The following is a 20,240-nucleotide window of genomic DNA, read 5'->3' on the forward strand; positions in this document are numbered from 1 at the left end:
TTGGCGCTGACCGGCAACGTCAAGGGCGCGCTGCTGCAGCTGGCGGCGATGGGCCTCTATGCGACGCATGACGTGGTGATCAAGTCGCTGGGCGCCACCTATCCGGCGCTGCAGATCCTGTTCTTCGCATCCCTGCTGTCATTCCCGCTGGTCAGCATCGTGCTGATGCGCGACCCCCAGCCCGGGACGCTGCGCCCGGTCAATCCGGGCTGGGTGATTCTGCGTACGATGTGTGCCGTGGTGGCGGGGATGGCGGGGTTCTATGCCTTCTCGACCCTGCCGCTGACCCAGGTCTATGCGATCCTGTTCACGACGCCCCTGCTGATCACGATCCTGTCCATCCCGCTGCTGGGGGAAAGGGTCGGGCTGCACCGCTGGGCGGCGGTCGTGGTGGGCCTGTCCGGCGTGCTGATCGTCCTGCGCCCCGGCGGCCAGGACCTGCAGCTGGGTCATGTCGCGGCGATGGCCGGCGCCGTGGCCAGCGCCATGGCCGCCGTCATCATCCGCCGCCTGGGCCGGGCCGAACGACCCATGGTCCTGATGATGTGGCCGATGCTGGGCAACTTCTTCGCGACCGGCGCGGCCCTGTCGATCAGCTATCAGCCGATGGAGCTGATCCACCTGGCCATGACCGGCGTCATCGCGGCCCTCGGCCTGATGGGCGGGTTCCTGGTGATCATGGCCTATCGCGCGGGCGAGGCCGCGATCGTTGCGCCGATGCAGTATTCGCAGATCCTCTGGGCCACCGCCTATGGCTGGTTCCTGTTCGGAGAGGGCGTCGACCCCGCGACCCTGCTGGGCGCCGCGGTGATCATCGGCTCCGGCATCTACATCGTCTGGCGCGAGAGCCGCGGCGGCGTCAGCGCGAACCGCCCCGCCACCAGCGCCCGCCTGCGGACCGAGACGGTGACGGCCCCAAAATCCACGATCCTGCAAAGATTGTGGCCGCCCCGCAGCTGAGGGCTTGCATTCGGACGGGCGGCGCGCTAACTGCCCGTCCTACGGTCGGAGCGTAGCGCAGCCTGGTAGCGCACCTGCTTCGGGAGCAGGGGGTCGGAGGTTCGAATCCTCTCGCTCCGACCAATTTCCCGGTGTTCTGTGGCACATAGTTCTGCCTTTTGTGTCAGGCGGTCTGCCTCTCTAGCTTGTCAGCTTGACGAAAGCGGACGGTCAGAGATCGGCGCAGCATCGACGCGAAGAGCCCAAAGCCGTAATTGGACCCTTAGAGCTTCCAGCAACCTCGCAAGGTTCATATTCGGAAGAGCATTCATTTTTCTTGACCGTCCACGTTGATAGCGACATTGCTGCAGGCATGCCCAAGAGCCATATCCTCTCCGATCGACGCCGACGCCGCGCCCATATGCGGCGGCTCTTTGGGCTGCGCGTCGATCAGCGTATTGTGGCATGATAACGGGCTCACCGTAGCGCCCACTCCCCCACAAGCAGATACGACCCGCCTTACTGAACCTCCGCAGCCCTTGGCTCCGGGGGCTTTTGTTTTTCCCGAACCTGAAAAGGACACCATCATGAACATTCGCGTCGGCATCGTCGGCATCAGCGGTTTCGGCGGCGGCGAAGCGCTGCGCCTGATCGCCAGCCACCCGTCTTTCGAGCTGGTCTATGCCGCAGGCGAGGGAAGCGCCGGCAGCCCGTTGATGGACCGCTTCCCTGGCGTGCCGGATAAGCTTTCTGAACTGGTGATCGAGAAGTGGGACCCCACGGCCCTGCCGAAGCTCGACGTGCTTTTTGCTTCGCTGCCCACGGGCAGCTCGGCCGAGGCGCTGGCGCGTGTCCCTGAGGAAGTGAAGATCGTCGATATTGGCGGCGACCACCGCTATATCGAGGGCTGGAGCTATGGCCTGGCTGACGTCTGGCCGGACCAGATCCAAGGCCGAAGCCGCATTGCCAACCCCGGCTGCTTTCCCGCCGCGACCCTGAACGCGCTGGCGCCGCTTTTGACCCAAAGGCTGATCGAGCCCAGCAACATCATCATCGACGCCAAGACCGGCATCTCCGGTGCAGGACGGGGCGGTGGCGCCAGCAAGTTCGGCTATGCTGAAAGCAACGAGAACGTGCAGCCCTACGGCCTGCTGAAGCACGTCCACATGCCCGAGATCGCCAAGACCATCGAACAACTCAGCGGCGGTAGCGCCGCCGGCTTGGTGTTTACACCGCACCTCGTGCCGATGACCCGCGGGGAGCTGGTTACCATCTACTGCCGCGGCACCGCGACGACAGAGCAATGCCTGGACGCAGCTCGGAGCTTCTACGCTGACCGGCCGTTCGTTCGTGTCACGACCATGCCGCCACAAAGCAAATGGGCGAATGGCTCGAACCTCTGCTTTGTTTCTTATGCTGCCGATCCGGAACGCAACCTGGTGATCGCGATCGGAGTGGTCGACAACCTCGGCAAGGGGGCTGCCGGCCAAGCAATCCAGAACGCAAATCTGATTTGCGGTCTTCCTGTGACTGCCGGTCTGGAAGGCGCACCTGTCTGGCCTTGATCTATAGTAGGCTCCCCCTCACCCGGACGCTGGCATCTTTGCGAGCGTCCGCTTCGTCCCGCAGAGCAGACGGACCAAGGCGACGGGCAAGCGGCAGCTCTGCGGGACAAGGTGCTCTTCATGGGCACCGGTATCGATGCCCATGAAGATCGACAAATGAACGTTGATCTAGGTGTTTGATCCCATGGTTTGATGGTGCAATCCTTTCGCAGGAATGGAAGGAAGCATTATGGGACAAGTTCGTCACGGGAGCGCCACGACCACGCACGCTGTCAGAGCTGCAATACAGCGATCGCAAGCTTCGCTCGCGCAGCTGAGCCGGGAGCTCGGCATCAACCCAAAGACTGTCGCGAAGTGGCGCAAGCGCGAGACAGTTGAGGACCGTAAGACTGGGCCGAAGGAGCCACGCTCCACGGTCTTGAGTGAGGCCGAGGAAGCAACAATCGTCGCGTTTCGGCGCCATACGCTGCTGCCGTTGGACGACTGCCTCTACGCTCTTCAGCCCTCTATCCCACATCTGACGCGCTCGGCGCTGCACCGATGCCTGCAGCGGAATGGCATTTCGCGACTGCCGGACGTGGGCGGGGACAAGCCCAAGCGTGCGAAGTTCAAGCGCTACCCGATAGGTTTCTTCCATATCGACATCGCCGAGGTGCAGACGGCCGAAGGCAAGCTCTTCCTCTTCGTAGCCATTGATCGCACCAGCAAATTTGCTGTCGTTCAATTGGCGGAAAAGGCCAACAGGAAAACCGCTTGGGAGTTCCTGGAGCACCTTCTGGACGTCGTGCCCTACCGCATCCACACGATCCTGACCGATAATGGCATCCAGTTCGCAGAGCAGCCTCGAAACCGTAACACTCCTTACTCTCGGCAAATGCGGTTCGACATGATTTGCGAGGCAAACGGGATCGAGCATCGGCTGACCAAGCCCAACCACCCGTGGACGAATGGCCAAGTCGAGCGGATGAACAGGACGATCAAGGACGCGACCGTCAAGCGCTACCACTACGACAGCCACAGCCAGCTGCGCACGCACCTCGCCGATTTCATCGCCGCCTACAATTTCGCACGCAGGCTCAAGACGCTGAGCGGTGTCACACCCTACGAATACATCTGCAAGGTCTGGACTTCAGAGCCAGACAGATTCATCGTCAATCCGATCCACCAGATGCCGGGACTGAACACCTAGGCTGCCACGAACCTTATTCTTGCAGCCGTGCGGTCGTTGCCCGCGGGATCAAGGTTGGCGCTACCGCACGAACTCGGTCTGCATCCGTAACATCCTCGGCCATAAACAGATCGAGCGCGGCGGCCGCAATCTGGTCGAATGGGACACGCACTGTGGTCAGCGGCGTGGGGAGCCGCCGGACGATAGGAATGTCGTTGTAGCCAACCACCGATATTTCGCCGGGAACCGCCATTCCATGTTGGACTAGGGTCGAGAGCGCGCCGATCGCAGTGTTGTCGTTGATGGCAAAGATCGCACTCGGCCGTTGCGGCAGAGCGAGTAGGTGAGCTGCAGCTTCGGCGCCAGACTCGATACTGAAGGTTGACGGAACGACCAGATTGGCACGCACCGACAGGCCTGCCTGTTGCATGGCCTGATGATAGCCTGCAACACGTCCGCGCGCGCTGGTCGCATAGCCTGGCCCAGTCAGCACCGCGATGTCCCGATGGCCCAAGTCAATCAGGTGCCGGGTGGCGAGATAGCCGCCAAGCTGATCGTCCCCCACGGCAGCAAGGCTGCTACCATTATGCCGCAGCGCCAGGACGTAGCGCACCCCCCGTGCGGCAAGTTCATAAGTGAAGTCGCTACCCTCGCGGGCGGTTGCCAGAATCAGACCGTCCACCCCGCGGCGCAGCAGCGCCTCGGCGGCGCGGCGGTCCGCGTCGGGCTCGTCATCGGTTGTGGCGACGATAGTGAACTGACCTGCCCGCGCGGCCGCCTTGGCAAGCGCCTCGTAAAGCATCGCCATGACTGTGTCGGTCAGGCGCGGTACAATGACGCCGATCATTCCCGTGCTACCCCGCCTAAGGGCCGCGGCCGAGACGTCACGCATGTATCCCAAGCGCAACGCGATTTCGCGCACCCGCTGCGCGGTGGCGCTGTCGGACTTGGGCAGACGCTCGTCCAGCATCCGCGAGACGGTGGACTTCGACACGCCGGCCTCTCGAGCGACATCATGAAGCGTCACCCGTGCGCGGGCGGCCTGGTGAGAATGGTCGTCTAGGTTCACGACGAAACCCCTTTTCGGTTGCAGCCCAAGTTTAACACTTGACGGATCGCTGCGGCAATGGTTTTTTGGGAACGTTCCCACAATCGTTCCCAAACAGCGATAGAGGGAACGGCAAACGTTACCGGACGCATCAGGAGGAGTTCAGATATGCAACCGATGGATCTTCGCGGCCTCAGCCCCGCTCCCGTGACCGCCTTCACCAAGGACGGCGCCGTCGATCATGAGGCCAATGCCCGCATCGCCCGCTGGTTGGTATCGGTGCGCGGTGTCAAGGCGCTGGTCATCCTGGGCCATGCCGGCGAGGGCACCTTCCTGACGGAAGCCGAGCGTTTGGACCTGATCCGCACCTATGTGGAAGCCGTGGACGGCGCGGTGCCAATCATCGCGGGCATCACCGGCGAAGGCACCAAGGTCGCCGCCGAAGAGGCCAAGAAGTGCAAGGCCGCCGGTGCGACCGGCGCGTTGGTCTATCCCAACCACGGCTGGCTGCGCTTCGGCTTCCAGAAAGGCGCCCCGCAGGACCGCTACAAGGCGATCTGGCAGGAGTCAGGGCTGCAGTGCATCCTGTTCCAGTATCCCGACGCGACCAAGGCCAGCTATGATCTGGACACCCAGCTCGAGATCGCCACGCAGGAAGGCGTCGTAGCTACCAAGAACGGCGTGCGCAACATGAAGCGCTGGTATACCGAGATCCCGCAGCTGAAGGCCGCGAACCCGGACCTGCAGATCCTGTCCTGCCATGACGAATGGCTGCTGCCGACGATGTTCGACGTGGACGGCCTGCTGGTCGGCTACGGCAACATCGCGCCCGAGCTGCTGGTCGACCTGATCGACGCCGGCAAGGCGCAGGACTACACCCGCGCCCGCAAGATCCATGACCAGCTTCTGCCGGTGACCAAGGCCGTCTATCATCGCGGCTCGCACATGGAAGGCACGGTGGCGCTGAAGCTGGGTCTGGTGAAGCGCGGGGTTCTGGATCACGCGACGATCCGCGAGCCGCTGAAGAATTTGGGCGAGGCCGCCGAGGCCGAGATTTTTGCCGCATTTGACGCGGCGGGGATCGAGCCGGTTCGCCAGCTGATGGCGGCCGAGTAACATCGCAGGCCCCCCGGCCATAAGGGGGGCCGCACCTTTCAGGGGAGGAGGATCTGATGTTTCACAAGTTCACCACCGCCATGCGCGGCGCCGCGCTGTCGGCCGTCCTGCTGGCAACCGCTGCGCTGCCCGCAGCCGCGCAGGACGTGCGGATCGGCGCGATGCGCGAAGGCTCGTCCTGGTACGTCTTTGCAGCGACCCTGCAGCAGATGATCGAGCCGATCCTCGGGCCCAACTCGACCGAGATCATCGCGCGCGGCGGCGGCATCGCCAATCCAATGGTCGTCCAGAGCGGCCGGGCCGAGATTGCGCTCTCCAACGTCGCGTCGGCTGTCTGGGCTCAGCAGGGCAGCGACGTCTATGACGGCATGGCTGCACCCGATATCTCGGCGCTCGTGGGAGGGCTGAACGACGTTTATATCGGCGTTATCGCGCGCGAGGAATTCCTGCAGCGTGCCGGCACGCGCGACCTCAAAGAGATCGCCCAGTCCGATATTCCATTCCGCCTGCTGATCAAGCCCGTCGGATCGTCCGCAGTGCCTGCGGCCGAAATGATCTTCGAATCCCTCGGCGTCAGCATGGACGATATCCGCGCGCGTGGCGGCGACGTGATCCAGCTGGACACCAACCAGATCGCCGATCAGCTACGCAATGGCGGGGCAGACATCTATATCGACACGATCATCCAAGGCCACCCGACGATCACCGAGGTCGGACTGACGACCCGCGTGGCCTTCCTCGACCTGCCGCCGGAGGCACAGGAAATGCTGTCACAGAACGGCATGACCATCGGCGAATACGGCCCGTGGTTCGAGGGCCAGACCGAGCCGACCAGCGGCGCCAACCTCGGCACCGTGCTCATCGCGAACAACGATCTGGATGAGGACACCGCCTACACGATCACCAAGACGATCATCGAGAATGCGGAGGCGCTGAAGGCCTCGCACGGTGCATGGTCTCAGTTTGATCCTGCGACCGCAATGCTGCCCGAACGGACTGGCATTCCGCTTCATCCGGGCGCCGCACGCTACTACCAGGAAGCCGGGCTGATGTGACGGCCCCGAGGCCGGCGCCGTCCCGCGCCGGCCCAAGACCACCGCCGCAGGGAGAGCGGCGATCATCCGCGACATCCGGGAGGAGCCCATGTCCGCAGCACCCCGCCACCCCGTCCAGACGGCCGCCTTCCTCATCGGCACCGGTCTCATCCTGTTCCAGATCTGGCTGCTTCTGGCCCCGCAGCAACCGCTGTTTGAACGGCCCATCCATCTGGGCCTCGCACTGGTCCTGCTGTTTCTCTATCGCCCGCTCGAGGCGCCGTCCTGGCCGCGCGGCTTGCGCCTTGCCATCGACGCCGCGTTGATCGCGGCGACGCTGGCCGTCACCGCCTATTACCTCATCGAGTTTCCCCGGCTGACCACGCGGATGGAGAACGTCTCGCCTGTCCTTCCCGTGGACATGGCCGCCGGGGCGGCGCTGGTCCTACTGCTGCTGGAGGGCGCGCGCCGGGCCGTCGGCATGATCCTGGTCTGGGTGCTGCTGGTCTTCATCCTCTATGCCTTCTGGGGCAACCTGCTGCCGGGATGGCTGGGCTTTCGCGGCTTCGACGCCGAGGCCGCGGTCGAGATCGCGACCATGACCACGGCGGGCGTCCTGGGGATCACCACCTCGACCTCGGTCAACTTCATCTTCTATTTCATCCTTTTCGGGGCCTTCTACGCGGCGGTCGGCGGCGGGCAACTGTTCATCGACCTGGCGGTCCGGCTGGCCGGGCGCGCGACCGGCGGCACGGCCAAGGCGGCAATCATCGGCTCCAGCCTGATGGGCTCGATCTCGGGCAGCGCGGTGGCCAATGTCGTCTCGACCGGGGTCTTCACCATCCCGCTGATGAAGCGCACGGGCTTTGCGCCCCATCGCGCGGCGGGGATCGAGGCCATCGCCTCGACCGGCGGCCAGTTGATGCCACCGGTTATGGGCGTCGCCGCCTTCGTCATGGCCGAGATGCTGGGCATGCCCTATGTCAACCTGGCGCTGGCAGGGCTGATCCCGGCGCTGGCCTTCTACCTGGCGCTGCTTCTGGTGGTGGACCTTTCGGCGCGGCGCGACGGCCTGCGCAGCCTGACCCGCGAAGAGGTCAATGCCACCCCGGCCATCGCTCCGCGCCTGCACCTGATCCTGCCACCCCTGGTGCTGATCGCGCTGCTGGTCACGGGCTATTCGGCGGCCTATTCCGCCGTCGCGGCCTCGGCCTCGTGCCTGATCGTGCCCTTCCTGCGCCCGTCGACCCGCATCGGCTGGTCTGAGCTGGCTACGGCGCTGCGTGACGCGCCCCGGCAGGTTGCCGACGTGGCCGTCCCGATCGCGGCCATCGGCCTGGTGATCGCGGTGGCGGTCCAATCGAACCTGGCGCTGAAGTTCGCGGCTTCGCTTTTGTCTTTGTCCGAGGGCTCGCTCTATGCCTCGCTGGCGCTGGCGATGTTCGGCTGCATCGTCATGGGCATGGGCTTGCCCACAGTCGCGGCCTACATCATCGGTGCGGTCCTGTTCGTGCCCGCCTTGCAGGAGCTGGGCATTCAGCCGCTGGCCGCGCATTTCTTCGTCTTCTACTACTGCGTGCTGTCGATGGTGACTCCGCCCGTGGCCTTGGCCTCGTTCGCTGCCGCGGCCGTTGGGCAGGCCTCGACCGCCAAGACAAGCTTCTCGGCCTTCGGGCTCAGCCTCGTCGCCTTCTTCGTGCCCTTCGGCTTCGTCTTCGATCCAGGGGTGTTGGGCCAGGGCGGTCTCGCCCAGGTCACCCTCAGCGCGGCCGGACTTTTCGCCTCGACAGCCCTATGGGCCGTGGCCTTCGGCGGCTGGTGCGGACGCCCTCTGACCTGGGCGTGGCGCCTGCCCATCGGGGTGGCCGGCCTCGCCTCGGTGATCCTACCTGCCGGCAGCGGCGCATGGCTGATGGCGATGGGTCTCGGCTGGAGCATGGTCGCAGCGATCGGATTGCTGTCGCGGCAGACGCGAAAGGGAATGGCTGTCAGTCCTGCAGAGTGACAGCCGGCGCATTCTTCAAAGCGCTCGTGAACCGCCTAGGTTTTACTGGTAACGCAAAGCACATGCGGCAAGCGACCCCAATCTCACCTGGTGTTCCGGCGATCCAAGGAGGTTACCGGAACGTCTGCTTTGCAGCACTTGCACAGTGCAAGACAGCAAGCTTCCCCGCAAAGTTCCAGCTTATAAGCGATGCTGCACCTGCAGTCTCTGCGGAAGTGACGAGTGTCGGCATTGGGCTTTTCGCGTCGATGCTGCCTGGCAGCTGAGAAGCTGCTTTTTTCAGAGATATGGTGATCGCGGGCACCGCGATCGCTGATCCAATGGACAGCCGCGGTTCCGCTGCGCTCTGGCACGGCTGGCGATTTTTCATTTCTTTTTTCCGCCTGCCATCCGGCCAGCGATCCGAACACGGGCTCTGGTGCCGCTGAGCGTCAGCCTCCACGGAGATATCCGGTTCCTCCCACGCACAAGCGCGCGGGTCCCTCCCAATTTCACCGCTCCGGCCCCGTGTGTCTGATCGCCGCCCGGCCGCAGGTCGGGCTGCGCCCACCCTGCTTTGCCCTTCGGATGACATGAGGTCATCCAAAGTGAAAAGCACCGATGGCTTCGCCACTGGCGGAACAGGAAGGAGCGCCGCGACATGTCGGACCAGTTCGGAACACGGGCCAGAGATTGGGCTGCGGCCCATCAGAGGCAGACCTTTGTGACAGGAAAGGCAAGCATGCCTTCGCATCGGGAACAGGCCCCACTGATTTCACGAAATTTTTCTCACCGCTGAAGGCAGAACTATCTGACGCCTGCCACCCGGTGTTGTGGATTGCCACTGAAGTCTTCCTCAAATGTCCACTACTCTTCCTTTGCGGCAGCAAAGGTGACGTAGTTTGGAAGCTTTACAGGGCGTAGCCTGCGCTGCAGTGACTACCTGAAACAGAGATCTACTAGGCTCTGTTGACAAAATGGATTCACACCGCAGTGTGGGCGTGATTCAAGCTGGTATCTGCAATGGAGGCCAGCTTGGCACGAGACCTGATGTCGGACGAGGAATGGAAGTTCTTTGAACGGTTCATCCTGACAGTCCGCGCCCCGAACGGACGCAAAGCTACCAACCACCGCCTTGTTCTTGATAGGATTTTCTGGATCGCGCGCACGGGCTCTCCCTGGCGCGATCTGCCGGAAGGGTTCGGGAAGTGGTCAAGCGTCTACCGCCAGTTCCGGCGTTGGACGCTGGCGGGGCTCTGGGAGCAGATCATGGACGCCCTGAACGAAAGCGGCGCGGTCCCGCATGCACTGCAAATGATCGACAGCACCGTGGTCCGCGCCCATCATCAGGCAGCGGGCGCTAAAGGGGGCTGAGCCATGAGGCGCCACTGGTTCAAGCCCATGGCGAAGGCGACAGGGTTTTGGCCGTTCGCGTGGGGGCTTCACGACCAAGATCCACCTCCTCGTCAATGCAGCAGGGCTGCCTATGAGGACGGAGATCACCGCCGGGCAAACCTCCGACTATCTCGGCTTCGATCTGGTCATGGCCGACAATCTGCCGATACCAAGTGTTCTGCTGGCCGACCGAGGCTATGACGCTGACAGCATTCGAAAGTCCATGGGAAAACGCGATGTCTTGCCCGTCATCCCCATGCGCAAATCGCGAAAAAAGCGTATTGCCGTCGACCGGTCCTTGTATCGTCTTCGAAACCTTGTCGAACGGTGCTTCAACAAGCTCAAGAACGCCCGCCGCGTTGCCACCCGTTACGACAAGACTGCGGAGAGCTTCCTGGGCTTCATCGATATCACGTCGATACGCCTTTGGGTCCGCCATTTGTCAACATGACCTAGGTGGATCAAGAGGCGGCCGGGGCGGGCATGCGCAGCGGCGCCTCGCGCACGGGCAGATGGATCAACGCGCTGAAGGCGCCGACGCCCACGCCGATCCACCAGACCAGCAGGTAATCCCCCGACGTGTCATAGAGCCACCCGCCCAGCCAGACCCCCATGAAGGACCCGATCTGGTGGGACAGGAAGACGAACCCGTAAAGCGTCGCCATGTAGCGCAGCCCGTAGATATAGGCGACCAGTCCCGAGGTCAGCGGCACCGTGGCCAGCCACAGCCCCCCCATCACCAGCGAAAAGACGATGACCGTCGCGGGAGTGATCGGCGTCAGGATGAAGGCGGCCGCCGCGATGGTGCGCAGGGTATAGATCCCCGCCAGCAGGTATTTCTTGGTATAGCGCTTGCCCAGCCACCCGGCCAGGATCGCGCCGCCGATATTGGCCAGCCCGATCAGGCTGATCGCCACCGCGCCAAGCGCCGATGTCGTGGTGATGCCAAGGCCCGCCAGCATGCCGCCCGGATCGATCGGGCCGCACATCTCGGTGATCATGGCGGGGAAATGCGCGGTGATGAAACCCAGCTGATAGCCGCAGGAAAAGAACCCCGCGAAGATCATCAGATAGGACGGGTCGCGGAAGGCGCGGGCCAGGACGGTGCCCATGCTGTCCTCCAGCTGGGACCGGGTGGCGGGGCGGCCGTCGCCCAGCATCGGCAGGAACAGCATCGTGCCCAGCACGATCACGCCGAAGATCACGAAGATCGCCTGCCAGCTGTAGAAGGCCAGCAGGATCTCGGCCAGGGGGGCGCCGAAGACCTGGCCTGCCGAACCGGCGGCGGTGGCGATGCCCAAGGCCAGGCTGCGATTCTCGTCGCTGGCGGCGCGGCCCACCACGGCCAGGATGACGCCGAAGCCGGTGCCGGCGATGCCGAAGCCGACCATCACCTCCAGCAGCTGGATGCCGGCGGGGGTGGTGGCGAAGGCCGTTAGGATCAGCCCGGCGCTGTAGAGGATCGCGCCCAGGATGATCGCCCATCGGTCGCCCCACCGTTCCGCCAAGGCGCCGAAGATCGGCTGGCCGATGCCCCAAGCCAGGTTCTGGATGGCGATGGCCAGGCTGAATTCCGCGCGGGGCCAGCCGAAATCCTCGGCGATGGGGATCTGGAACATCCCGAAGCTGGCCCGCAGGGCAAAGTTGATCAGCAGGATCAGCGATCCGCCGATCAGGACGGGCGTGAACAGACGGGCTTGGGACATGGGCGGGACCGTGGCTGACCAGGCCCCGAGCGTTGCCCCCGGTCGGGGGCAACGTCAATCACGCAATTGTGGGGATGCAATCAGCGGCGGCCCAGTTCGGCCTGGATCGAGAAGCGCGAGGAGGGGATCGAGCCGCCCTTGCGCATCTCGCCCAGGATCACGGTCGTCTTCTGGCCGCTGTCATCGGTGACGATCCACTGGCGCAGCTCCGTGGGCGCGGTGAAGACCATCTGGATATTGCCGTTCTGCGGGCGCTGCGGGTCCTGGGCGGTGACCACGGTGGCGTTGTTCTGTTCGGTGTGGTTCGTCACCACGCCCGGACGGCCCAGATTGACGTTCGCGTCCAGGATGATCGCCAAGGGCGTCTGCGACAGCGGATATTGCTGCGGCCCGCTGTTCGATTTCGCGTCGAACACCGCGACGTTCCCGCCCGAGGCCAGGACCAGCGTGCGGTCGTTGTTGTATTCGAACCGCACCCGGCCCGGGCGCTGGATATAGACCGTTCCGGTGGACACGGTGCCGTCCGGGTTGATCTGGGTAAAGTCCGACGTGACCGTGGTCAGGCCATTGAGATATCGCGAGATATCGTTGAGCGGGATTCTCTCGGCCAGGGCGGGGAAGGCCATGGCGAGGGCGAGGACGGGCGCGAGGGCGAGCGATCTGATGTTCATGGCGCCATTCTTATCCTTCTTTGGAAATCTTGCACATCACGAGTGGCGGACGGCTTGGGCCCCCAATGATCGCGCCGCCGTGACGGTTCCGGGCTGATTGTTTCAGCCGCACCGTCTTGCATGGAACAAGGCGCGAACATATCTTGGCGTCATGGCACAACGCACCCTTCAGCAGAAGCTGGCAATCCTGTCGGATGCCGCGAAATACGACGCCTCCTGCGCATCCAGCGGGACAACCCGGCGCGATTCGCGTTCGGGCGGGATCGGATCGGCGGGGGGCAGCGGGATCTGTCACGCCTATACGCCGGACGGGCGCTGCATCAGCCTGCTGAAGATCCTTATGACGAATTTCTGCATCTTCGACTGCGCCTATTGCATCAACCGCGTCAGCAGCAATGTCGAACGCGCCCGGTTCTCGCCCGAGGAGGTGGTGCGGCTGACGCTGGAATTCTATCGCCGCAACATGATCGAGGGGTTGTTTTTGTCCTCGGGCATCATCCGCAGCCCTGACCAGACCATGGGCGACATGGTGCGCATCGCGCGGATGCTGCGGGTCGATCACGGGTTCAAGGGATACATCCACCTCAAGACCATTCCCGACGCGGCCCCGGACCTGGTGGCCGAGGCGGGGCTCTATGCCGACCGGCTCTCCATCAATATCGAGCTGCCCCAGGATGCCAGCCTGCGCCAGCTGGCCCCCGAAAAGCGCCCCGAGACGATCCGCGCCGCCATGGCCGATGTGCGCTTGGGCCGCGAGGCCGCCAAGGACCGGACCTTCACCGGCAAGCGCCCGCCGCGGTTTGCGCCCGCGGGCCAGTCCACGCAGATGATCGTGGGGGCCGATCAGGCGACGGATCGCGACATCCTGCGGACCTCGGCCAATCTCTATTCCGGGTATCAGCTGAAGCGGGTCTATTATTCGGCCTTCTCGCCCATCCCCGATAGCTCGGCCGCGCTGCCGCTCATCAAGCCGCCCCTGATGCGGGAACATCGCCTCTATCAGGCGGATTGGCTGATGCGCTTTTACGGCTTCGATGCCGAGGAGATCGGGGCGGCGCATCCCTCGGGCAATCTGGATCTGGCCATCGACCCCAAGCTGGCCTGGGCCTTGGCCAATCGCGCGCAATTCCCGGTCGATGTGGCCCGCGCCCCGCGCGAGATGCTGCTGCGCGTGCCGGGTTTCGGCACCAAGACGGTCACCCGCATCCTGGCGGCGCGGCGCAGCGGGCCGGTGCGCTATCAGGACCTGCTGCGGATGGGGGCGATCATGTCCAAGGCGCAGCCCTTCGTGACGCTGCCGGACTGGTCCCCCGGCGCGCTGACCGACAGCGCGGGCCTGCGTGCGCGCTTCGCCCCCGCGCCCGAGCAATTGTCGCTGTTCTGATGATCCGGGTCACGCTGCCCCGCTTTGGCCGTTTCGACGCCTGGCGGGCGGCGGCGCGCGATCTTGCCAGCGCCCGCATCGCGCCCCAGGACGTGACCTGGGCCGATCCGGACACGCCGCCCGACCTGTTCGGCGCCGATCCCGCGCCGCCGCCGGGCGATCACCCGGTCACCGCCACCCGGGATTTCCTGCAGCTTGCCCGCCAGGTCGCCAGCCATTCCGACCCCGAACGCTGGTCGCTGATCTATGCGGCCTTGATGCGGGCGCAGGCGGATCGGCGGTTCCTGTCGAACCCCGCCGATCCGATGCTGGACCGGATGACGCGCATGGCGAAATCGGTGCGGCGCGACATCCACAAGATGCATGCCTTCGTGCGGTTCCACGAACTGCCCTCGGAGGGGCCGCGCCGGGCCTTCGGGGCTTGGTTCGAGCCCGAACATCCCATCCTGGAGGCGGGCACGCCCTTCTTTGCCAAGCGCTTCGCCGACATGGACTGGCTGATCGCGACGCCCGAGGGCACGGCACGCTTTGCCGGCGGGGCCATCGCCTATGACGATCCGGCCCCGCGCCCCGACCTGCCCGATGATGCCAGCCACGGCCTGTGGCAGACCTATTTCGCCAATATCTTCAACCCGGCGCGCATCAAGACCCAAGCGATGCGGTCCGAGATGCCCAAGAAATACTGGAAGAACCTGCCCGAGACGCGGCTGATCCCCGAGATGCTGTCCGACGCCCCCCGCCGCGTCCAGGCCATGCGCGAGGCGGGCGCGACCGAGGCCCCGGCCTTTGCCCCCAAGGTCACCGCCCGCATCCGCCAAGCCCCCGATAACAGCCCGCCGCAGACGCTGGACCAAGCCGCCGCGCAGGCCGCGCGCTGCACGCGCTGCGAATTGTGCCATGCCGCGACCCAGACCGTCTGGGGCCGGGGCGATCCCGCGGCATCCCTGATGATGGTGGGCGAGGCGCCGGGCGACCAGGAGGATCTGGCCGGGCGCGCTTTCGTGGGGCCCGCCGGGCAGCTTCTAGAACGCACCATGGCCGAGGCCGGGCTGTCCCCCGACCGCGCCTGGATGACCAATGCGGTCAAGCATTTCCGCTTCACCCCCCGCGGCAAGCGGCGTTTGCACCAGTCGCCCGACCGCAGCCATGTGGATCAGTGCCGCTGGTGGCTGGAACAGGAACGTCGCCTGATCACGCCGCGCCTGACCTTGGCCTTGGGCGCGACGGCGGCGCAGGCGCTGACCGGCAATCGCGCCCCCCTGACCCCGCGCCGGGGCAGGGTCGAGACCGCATTCGACGGCGGCCCGGTCCTGATCACCTGGCATCCCAGCCTGATCCTGCGCCTGCCGCCGGACCGCGCGCCCGCGGCGCTGGAGGAGCTGCGCGGCGATCTGGCGCAGGCGGCGCGGATGGTGGCCTGAGACCTCAGCCGAAGACCGACCAGCCGGTGAATTCCGACAGCCGTTCGGCGGCCAGGGTCCCCATCTGGGAATTGCCCCAGCCATCCAGCCCCGGCGACCAGATCGCGATCGAGGCCTTGCCCGGCGCGATGACCAGCAGCCCGCCGCCCACGCCTGATTTCGCGGGCATGCCCACGCGGAAGGCGAAATTGCCCGACCCGTCATATTGCCCGCAGGTCATCATCAGCGCGTTGATGCGCCGCTGTTTCACCGGGGCCAGCAGGTCCGGCGCGCAGGACAGCCCGGCGATGACCCGGCCCGCGCGGGCCAGCTGGATGCAGGACATCTCGATCGCGCATTGTGGACATAGGTGCCGATCACATGGTCCGGCGGATTGCGCAGGTTGCCGAAGCTGCGCAGGTAATGGGCCAAGGCCGCGTTGCGGTATCCGGTCCGGGCCTCGGACCGGGCGACGGCCTTGTCGATATGGATGTCGTCATCCTCGGCGGCGGTGCGGATGAAGCCCAGGATCTCGGACAGGGTCAGCTGGGGGCTGCGGCCGCGCAGCAATTCGTCGGTGACGACGATGGCGCCCGCATTGATGAAGGGGTTGCGGGGGCGGCCCTTCTCCTGCTCCAGCAGCAGAATGGAATCGAAGCGGTCGCCCGAGGGTTCGCGGCCCACGCGCAGCCACAGCTGTTCGCCGATGCGGCCCAGGACGCAGGCCAGCGCGAAGACCTTGCTGACCGACTGGATCGAGAAGCGCTGATCGGCCTGTCCCGCGGTCAGGACCTGCCCGTCCGCCAGGGCGACCGCGATGCCGAACTGGTCGGGGGCGATGCCGGCCAGTTCGGGGATGTAATCGGCGACCTTACCCCAATCGGCGGCCTTGCGGATGTCGCGGTCCAGATCCTGCAGAAATCGTTCCAGCGTCATGGCGCCCCCCTGTTGCTGGTCCGCCTATGCCGTGAAACGGGCCGCCGGGAAACGCCTAAAGCGGCTGGCCCGCCAGCAGCCGTGGCATGGGCGCCACGGCCAGCCCCGCCGCCTGGCGCATGAAGCCGCGGCGCAGGCCCGGCAGCGCCTGGACCAGGCCCATCCCCAGGCCCCGCATCCCCGCCACGACCGGCGCGGCGGTCGCGAACAGCCGGTTCACCGCATCCATGCCCAAGGCCAGCGCCGTCGCATCCGGCCTGCGCCAGGCCTGATAGCGTTCGAGGACCAGCAGGCTGCCGATATCCTCGCCCCGGCGGGCGGCATCGACCAGCACTTCGGCCAGGGCGGCGACGTCGCGCAGGCCCAGGTTGAGGCCCTGGCCCGCGATGGGATGGACCCCATGCGCCGCATCGCCGACCAGCGCGATGCGGTCCAGCGCATAGGTCTCGGCCAGCGAGATCGACAGCGGATAGGTGAAGCGCGGCCCGGCCAGCGACAGATCGCCCAGGAAATCGCCGAAGCGCGGGCGCAGGACCTCTAGGAAGGCGTCGTCCTCCAGTGTGGAGATGGCGGTGGCGTTGGCGGTCGTCTCGGACCAGACGATGTTGCTGCGATTGCCGGGCAAAGGCAGGATCGCCAAGGGACCCGTCGCCATGAAATACTGATGCGCGATGCCCTGATGGGGCAGGGCATGGTCGATGGCCGCGACCAGCGCGGTCTGGCCGTAATCCCAGCCCTGACGCCGGATGCCCGCCCGGGTGGCAACCCCCGATCCGCGCCCGTCCGCGCCGACCAGCAGGCGCGCCGTCAGCCGCTGACCGTCGGACAGGATGGCGGTGACGCCCGCCGGGCCGACCTCCTGGCCGGTGACCGACAGGCCGGGCAGGGTGGTGACCGCGCCCTCCATCGCCTCGGTCAGGGCGGCGTGCAGGAAGCGGTCCTCCAGCATGTGGCCCACGGGCCCCTCGCCCAGCTCGGCGCTGTCGAAATGCAGCAGGAAATGGCCCGCGCCTTCGCCGGGTTGGCCTTGGCTGGCCTTGATCTGATGGATGGGCTGGGCGTCGGGGGCCAGCCGGTCCCAAAGCCCAAGCGCCCCCAGCACCCGCACCGAGGCGATGGCCAGCGAATAGGCCCGCCCGTCGAAGCCCGCCCCCGACCGCGCCCGCGCGGGGCGCGGATCAACCACCGCCACGCGCAGCCCGACCTGGGCCAGCGCCAGGGCCAGCGTCGGGCCGTTCAGCCCGCCCCCGGCAATCAGAACGTCGAAATCCTGTGTCATGCCGGGCAGCTTGCACGGACGCGGGGCAAAGGCAATGCGGCGCGCGGCCTCAGGATTCCGCCGCCAGCAGCGCGGCCAGCCCGCTGCGGTAATCGGGGTGGCGCAGGGTCACGCCCAGATCGCGCTTGATGCGGTCGTTCCGGACCCGCTTGCTGTCGGCATAGAAGGACCGCGCCATGGGCGACATCTGCGCTTGGTCAAATCGCACCTCGGGCGGCAAAGGCAGGCCCAGCAGGGTGGCCGCATGGCCGATCACGTCCTGGGGCGGGGCCGGGTCGTCGTCGCAGACATTGTAGATGCCGATGGGCGCGGGCGCCTCGATCGAGGCCAGCAGGACCTGGGCGATATCCTCGACATGGATGCGCGAGAAGACCTGGCCCGGCTTGATGATGCGCCGCGCGGTGCCGTCGCGGACCTTCTGGAAGGGGCCGCGTCCGGGGCCGTAGATCCCCGCCAGCCGGAAGATGTGCAAGGGCAGGTCATGGGCGCGGGCCAGATCCTGCCAGTCGCCCTCGGCGCGGATGCGGGCCTGGCCGCGGGGGCCGGATCCGTCCAGAGCGGAATCCTCGTCCACCCAGCCCCCGTCGCGGTCGCCATAGACCCCGGTCGTGGACAGATAGCCCAGCCAGCGCGGCCGCGCCCGGGCCAGATCGTCGCGAAAGGCGGCCAGGACCGGGTCGCCGCCCGCGGTGGGCGCGGTGCTGACCAGGATGGCGTCGGCATGGGCGATATGCGCGCGCAGCGCATCCTCGGCGCCGGGCCAGATCAGCGGATCGGCCCCGGCGGCCGCGACCCGGGCCGGGTCGTCGCGCGTCGTGCCGGTGACCTGCCAGCCGCGGGCGGTCAGCAGGGGCGTCAGATAGCCGGCGGAATAGCCGTGACCGAAAACGAGCATCTTCATGACGGCACCGTAACGGGGCGCGCGGGGCTGCGCCAGACGCTTGCCTGCCGCACGCCGCGCTGGCAGGGTCTTGGGCAAAGAAGGACGATGCCGATGACGACCGATCCCCGCTTCCTGCCGACCACCACCCCCGATGCCGCCGACCGCCACAGCTTCACCGATGCCGCCGAGGCGGTGGCCCGGCTGCGCGCGCTCTATGACCAGGCGACGCAGTTCCTGCTGGGGCATTTCATGCGCGTTCTGGAAGGGGCCCAGCCCGAGGCCCGCTATCGCGCCTTCTACCCCGAGATCCGGCTGACCGTCCCGACCCATGGCAAGTTCGACAGCCGCCTGTCCTTCGGCCATGTGGTGGCGCCGGGGGTCTATGCCGCGACGATCACCCGGCCCGACCTCTTCGGCCGCTACCTGGAGGAACAGGTCGCCCTGCTGATGCGCAATCACGGCGTGCCGGTCAGCATCGGCCCGTCGGACACGCCCATGCCGGTCCATTTCGCCGTCGCCGCCCAGAGCGACCTGGCCGTCCCGCAGGAGGGGGTGCTGGGCTTCAGCCTGCGCGACGTCTTCGACGTGCCGGACCTGAACACGATGAACGACGACATCGTGAACGGCGTCGCGGGGCCGATGCCCGATGGCAGCCAGCACCTGGCGGCCTTCACCGCGCAGCGGGTGGATTATTCGCTGGCGCGGCTGTCGCATTACACCGCCACCGCGCCCGAGCATTTCCAGAACTTCGTGCTGTTCACCAACTATCAGTTCTATGTGGACGAATTCGAGGCCTATGCCCGGCGGGTGCTGGCCGAGCCGGGCCTGGGCTATACCGGCTTCGTGGCGCCGGGCAACCAGGTGATCGACGGGCCGGAGGGCGTGATCGCGCCCCTGCCCAAGATGCCGCAGATGCCGACCTATCACCTCAAGCGCCCGAACGGGCAGGGGATCACCCTGGTCAATATCGGGGTGGGGCCGTCCAACGCCAAGACCGCCACCGACCATATCGCGGTGCTGCGCCCGCATGCCTGGCTGATGGTCGGCCATTGCGCGGGGCTGCGCAACGGCCAGTCCCTGGGCGATTTCGTCCTGGCCCATGCCTATCTGCGCGAGGATCACGTGCTGGACGACGATCTGCCGGTCTGGGTGCCCATTCCCGCCCTGGCCGAGGTGCAGGTCGCCCTGCAGGAGGCCGTGGCCGAGGTCACCAAGCTGGAAGGCTACGAGCTGAAGCGCATCATGCGCACCGGCACCGTCGCGACCATCGACAACCGCAACTGGGAATTGCGCGATCATTCCGGCCCGGTCCACCGCCTGTCGCTGTCGCGCGCCGTGGCGCTGGACATGGAAAGCGCCACCATCGCCGCCAACGGGTTCCGGTTCCGGGTGCCCTATGGCACGCTGCTCTGTGTCAGCGACAAGCCGCTGCATGGCGAATTGAAGCTGCCGGGCATGGCCACGGATTTCTATCGCACCCAGGTGGCCAACCACCTGCTGATCGGAATCCGCGCCATGGAGAAGCTGCGCGAGATGCCCTTGGAGAAGATCCATTCCCGCAAGCTGCGGTCCTTCAGCGAGACCGCCTTCCTGTGACGTGACGCCGAAACGCCAGCAAACGCGGGTTTTCGCGCGCGGGGCGAAAAAGGCTTGATCTGCCGCGCAAAACCGTGTGTAGCAGGCGATATGCCGCGAAAGGCGCTAATTTTGGCCCGGTGGAACAGGGCAAGAG

The 20,240-nt window shown here is 65.9% G+C and carries 14 protein-coding genes, 1 tRNA gene and 2 pseudogenes; 11 read left to right on the plus strand and 6 right to left on the minus strand.

Going from position 1 to position 20,240, the window contains the following annotated elements:
* Positions 1-6: 6 nt before the first annotated feature.
* The 4 genes from JHW48_RS00690 (at position 7) to JHW48_RS00705 (ending at position 3,693) form a co-directional block, all read left to right on the plus strand.
* Positions 7-960 (plus strand): DMT family transporter, encoded by a 954-nt coding sequence (locus tag JHW48_RS00690; RefSeq protein WP_119886431.1) that lies wholly within the window; start codon positions 7-9, stop codon positions 958-960.
* Between the two features lie 46 nt (positions 961-1,006).
* Positions 1,007-1,083, plus strand: a tRNA-Pro gene (locus JHW48_RS00695).
* Between the two features lie 443 nt (positions 1,084-1,526).
* On the plus strand, positions 1,527-2,504 hold the full coding sequence (gene argC, locus JHW48_RS00700) for an N-acetyl-gamma-glutamyl-phosphate reductase (protein ID WP_119886408.1): 978 nt from the start codon (positions 1,527-1,529) through the stop codon (positions 2,502-2,504).
* A gap of 229 nt (positions 2,505-2,733) precedes the next feature.
* On the plus strand, positions 2,734-3,693 hold the full coding sequence (locus JHW48_RS00705; protein ID WP_272835848.1) for an IS481 family transposase: 960 nt from the start codon (positions 2,734-2,736) through the stop codon (positions 3,691-3,693).
* Positions 3,694-3,706: 13 nt separating this feature from the next.
* Here JHW48_RS00705 and JHW48_RS00710 read toward each other — a convergent pair whose 3' ends face one another.
* A complete protein-coding gene (locus JHW48_RS00710) occupies positions 3,707-4,741 on the minus strand; it encodes a LacI family DNA-binding transcriptional regulator (RefSeq protein WP_119885246.1) in 1,035 nt (344 codons plus the stop codon).
* Between the two features lie 147 nt (positions 4,742-4,888).
* Between JHW48_RS00710 and JHW48_RS00715 the strand changes: the two genes are divergently transcribed.
* The 4 genes and pseudogenes from JHW48_RS00715 (at position 4,889) to JHW48_RS00730 (ending at position 10,700) form a co-directional block, all read left to right on the plus strand.
* Complete coding sequence (locus tag JHW48_RS00715; RefSeq protein ID WP_170152228.1) at positions 4,889-5,836, plus strand: dihydrodipicolinate synthase family protein; 948 nt, start codon at positions 4,889-4,891, stop codon at positions 5,834-5,836.
* A 56-nt stretch (positions 5,837-5,892) separates the two neighbouring features.
* Positions 5,893-6,891 (plus strand): TAXI family TRAP transporter solute-binding subunit, encoded by a 999-nt coding sequence (locus JHW48_RS00720; RefSeq protein WP_119885247.1) that lies wholly within the window; start codon positions 5,893-5,895, stop codon positions 6,889-6,891.
* A gap of 88 nt (positions 6,892-6,979) precedes the next feature.
* Positions 6,980-8,875 carry a TRAP transporter permease gene (locus JHW48_RS00725; protein WP_119885248.1) on the plus strand — a complete coding sequence of 632 codons (1,896 nt, stop codon included), beginning with the start codon at positions 6,980-6,982 and terminating at the stop codon, positions 8,873-8,875.
* A gap of 1,002 nt (positions 8,876-9,877) precedes the next feature.
* Positions 9,878-10,700, plus strand: a pseudogene (locus JHW48_RS00730) (IS5 family transposase).
* Positions 10,701-10,710: 10 nt separating this feature from the next.
* On the opposite strand, the gene JHW48_RS00735 reads toward JHW48_RS00730, so the two are convergent.
* Together JHW48_RS00735 and JHW48_RS00740 are read right to left on the minus strand one after the other, a co-directional pair.
* A complete protein-coding gene (locus tag JHW48_RS00735) occupies positions 10,711-11,955 on the minus strand; it encodes an MFS transporter (protein WP_119885249.1) in 1,245 nt (414 codons plus the stop codon).
* Positions 11,956-12,035: 80 nt separating this feature from the next.
* The gene (locus tag JHW48_RS00740; protein WP_119885250.1) at positions 12,036-12,626 is read right to left on the minus strand and encodes a LolA family protein; all 591 of its coding nucleotides are present in this window, start codon (positions 12,624-12,626) and stop codon (positions 12,036-12,038) included.
* A 151-nt stretch (positions 12,627-12,777) separates the two neighbouring features.
* Between JHW48_RS00740 and JHW48_RS00745 the strand changes: the two genes are divergently transcribed.
* Together JHW48_RS00745 and JHW48_RS00750 are read left to right on the plus strand one after the other, a co-directional pair.
* Positions 12,778-14,010, plus strand: a complete 1,233-nt coding sequence (locus tag JHW48_RS00745) for a putative DNA modification/repair radical SAM protein (protein ID WP_119885251.1) — start codon at positions 12,778-12,780, stop codon at positions 14,008-14,010.
* Complete coding sequence (locus JHW48_RS00750; protein ID WP_119885252.1) at positions 14,010-15,431, plus strand: UdgX family uracil-DNA binding protein; 1,422 nt, start codon at positions 14,010-14,012, stop codon at positions 15,429-15,431. Before JHW48_RS00745 ends, JHW48_RS00750 begins: the two co-directional genes overlap by 1 nt.
* A gap of 4 nt (positions 15,432-15,435) precedes the next feature.
* Here JHW48_RS00750 and JHW48_RS00755 read toward each other — a convergent pair.
* The 3 genes and pseudogenes from JHW48_RS00755 to JHW48_RS00765 form a co-directional block, all read right to left on the minus strand.
* Positions 15,436-16,346 (minus strand): annotated as a pseudogene (locus JHW48_RS00755) (glutaminase).
* Positions 16,347-16,401: 55 nt separating this feature from the next.
* Positions 16,402-17,625 carry a UbiH/UbiF/VisC/COQ6 family ubiquinone biosynthesis hydroxylase gene (locus JHW48_RS00760; RefSeq protein ID WP_119885253.1) on the minus strand — a complete coding sequence of 408 codons (1,224 nt, stop codon included), beginning with the start codon at positions 17,623-17,625 and terminating at the stop codon, positions 16,402-16,404.
* Positions 17,626-17,674: 49 nt separating this feature from the next.
* Positions 17,675-18,526: an SDR family oxidoreductase gene (locus JHW48_RS00765; protein ID WP_119885254.1), complete on the minus strand. Its 852-nt coding sequence runs from the start codon at positions 18,524-18,526 to the stop codon at positions 17,675-17,677.
* Between the two features lie 93 nt (positions 18,527-18,619).
* Here JHW48_RS00765 and JHW48_RS00770 point away from each other — a divergent pair, with 93 nt between their 5' ends.
* On the plus strand, positions 18,620-20,104 hold the full coding sequence (locus JHW48_RS00770) for an AMP nucleosidase (RefSeq protein WP_119885255.1): 1,485 nt from the start codon (positions 18,620-18,622) through the stop codon (positions 20,102-20,104).
* The last annotated feature ends 136 nt before the right edge of the window (positions 20,105-20,240 follow it).

Source organism: Paracoccus aestuarii, assembly GCF_028553885.1.
GTDB classification, from domain to species: Bacteria; Pseudomonadota; Alphaproteobacteria; order Rhodobacterales; family Rhodobacteraceae; genus Paracoccus; species Paracoccus aestuarii.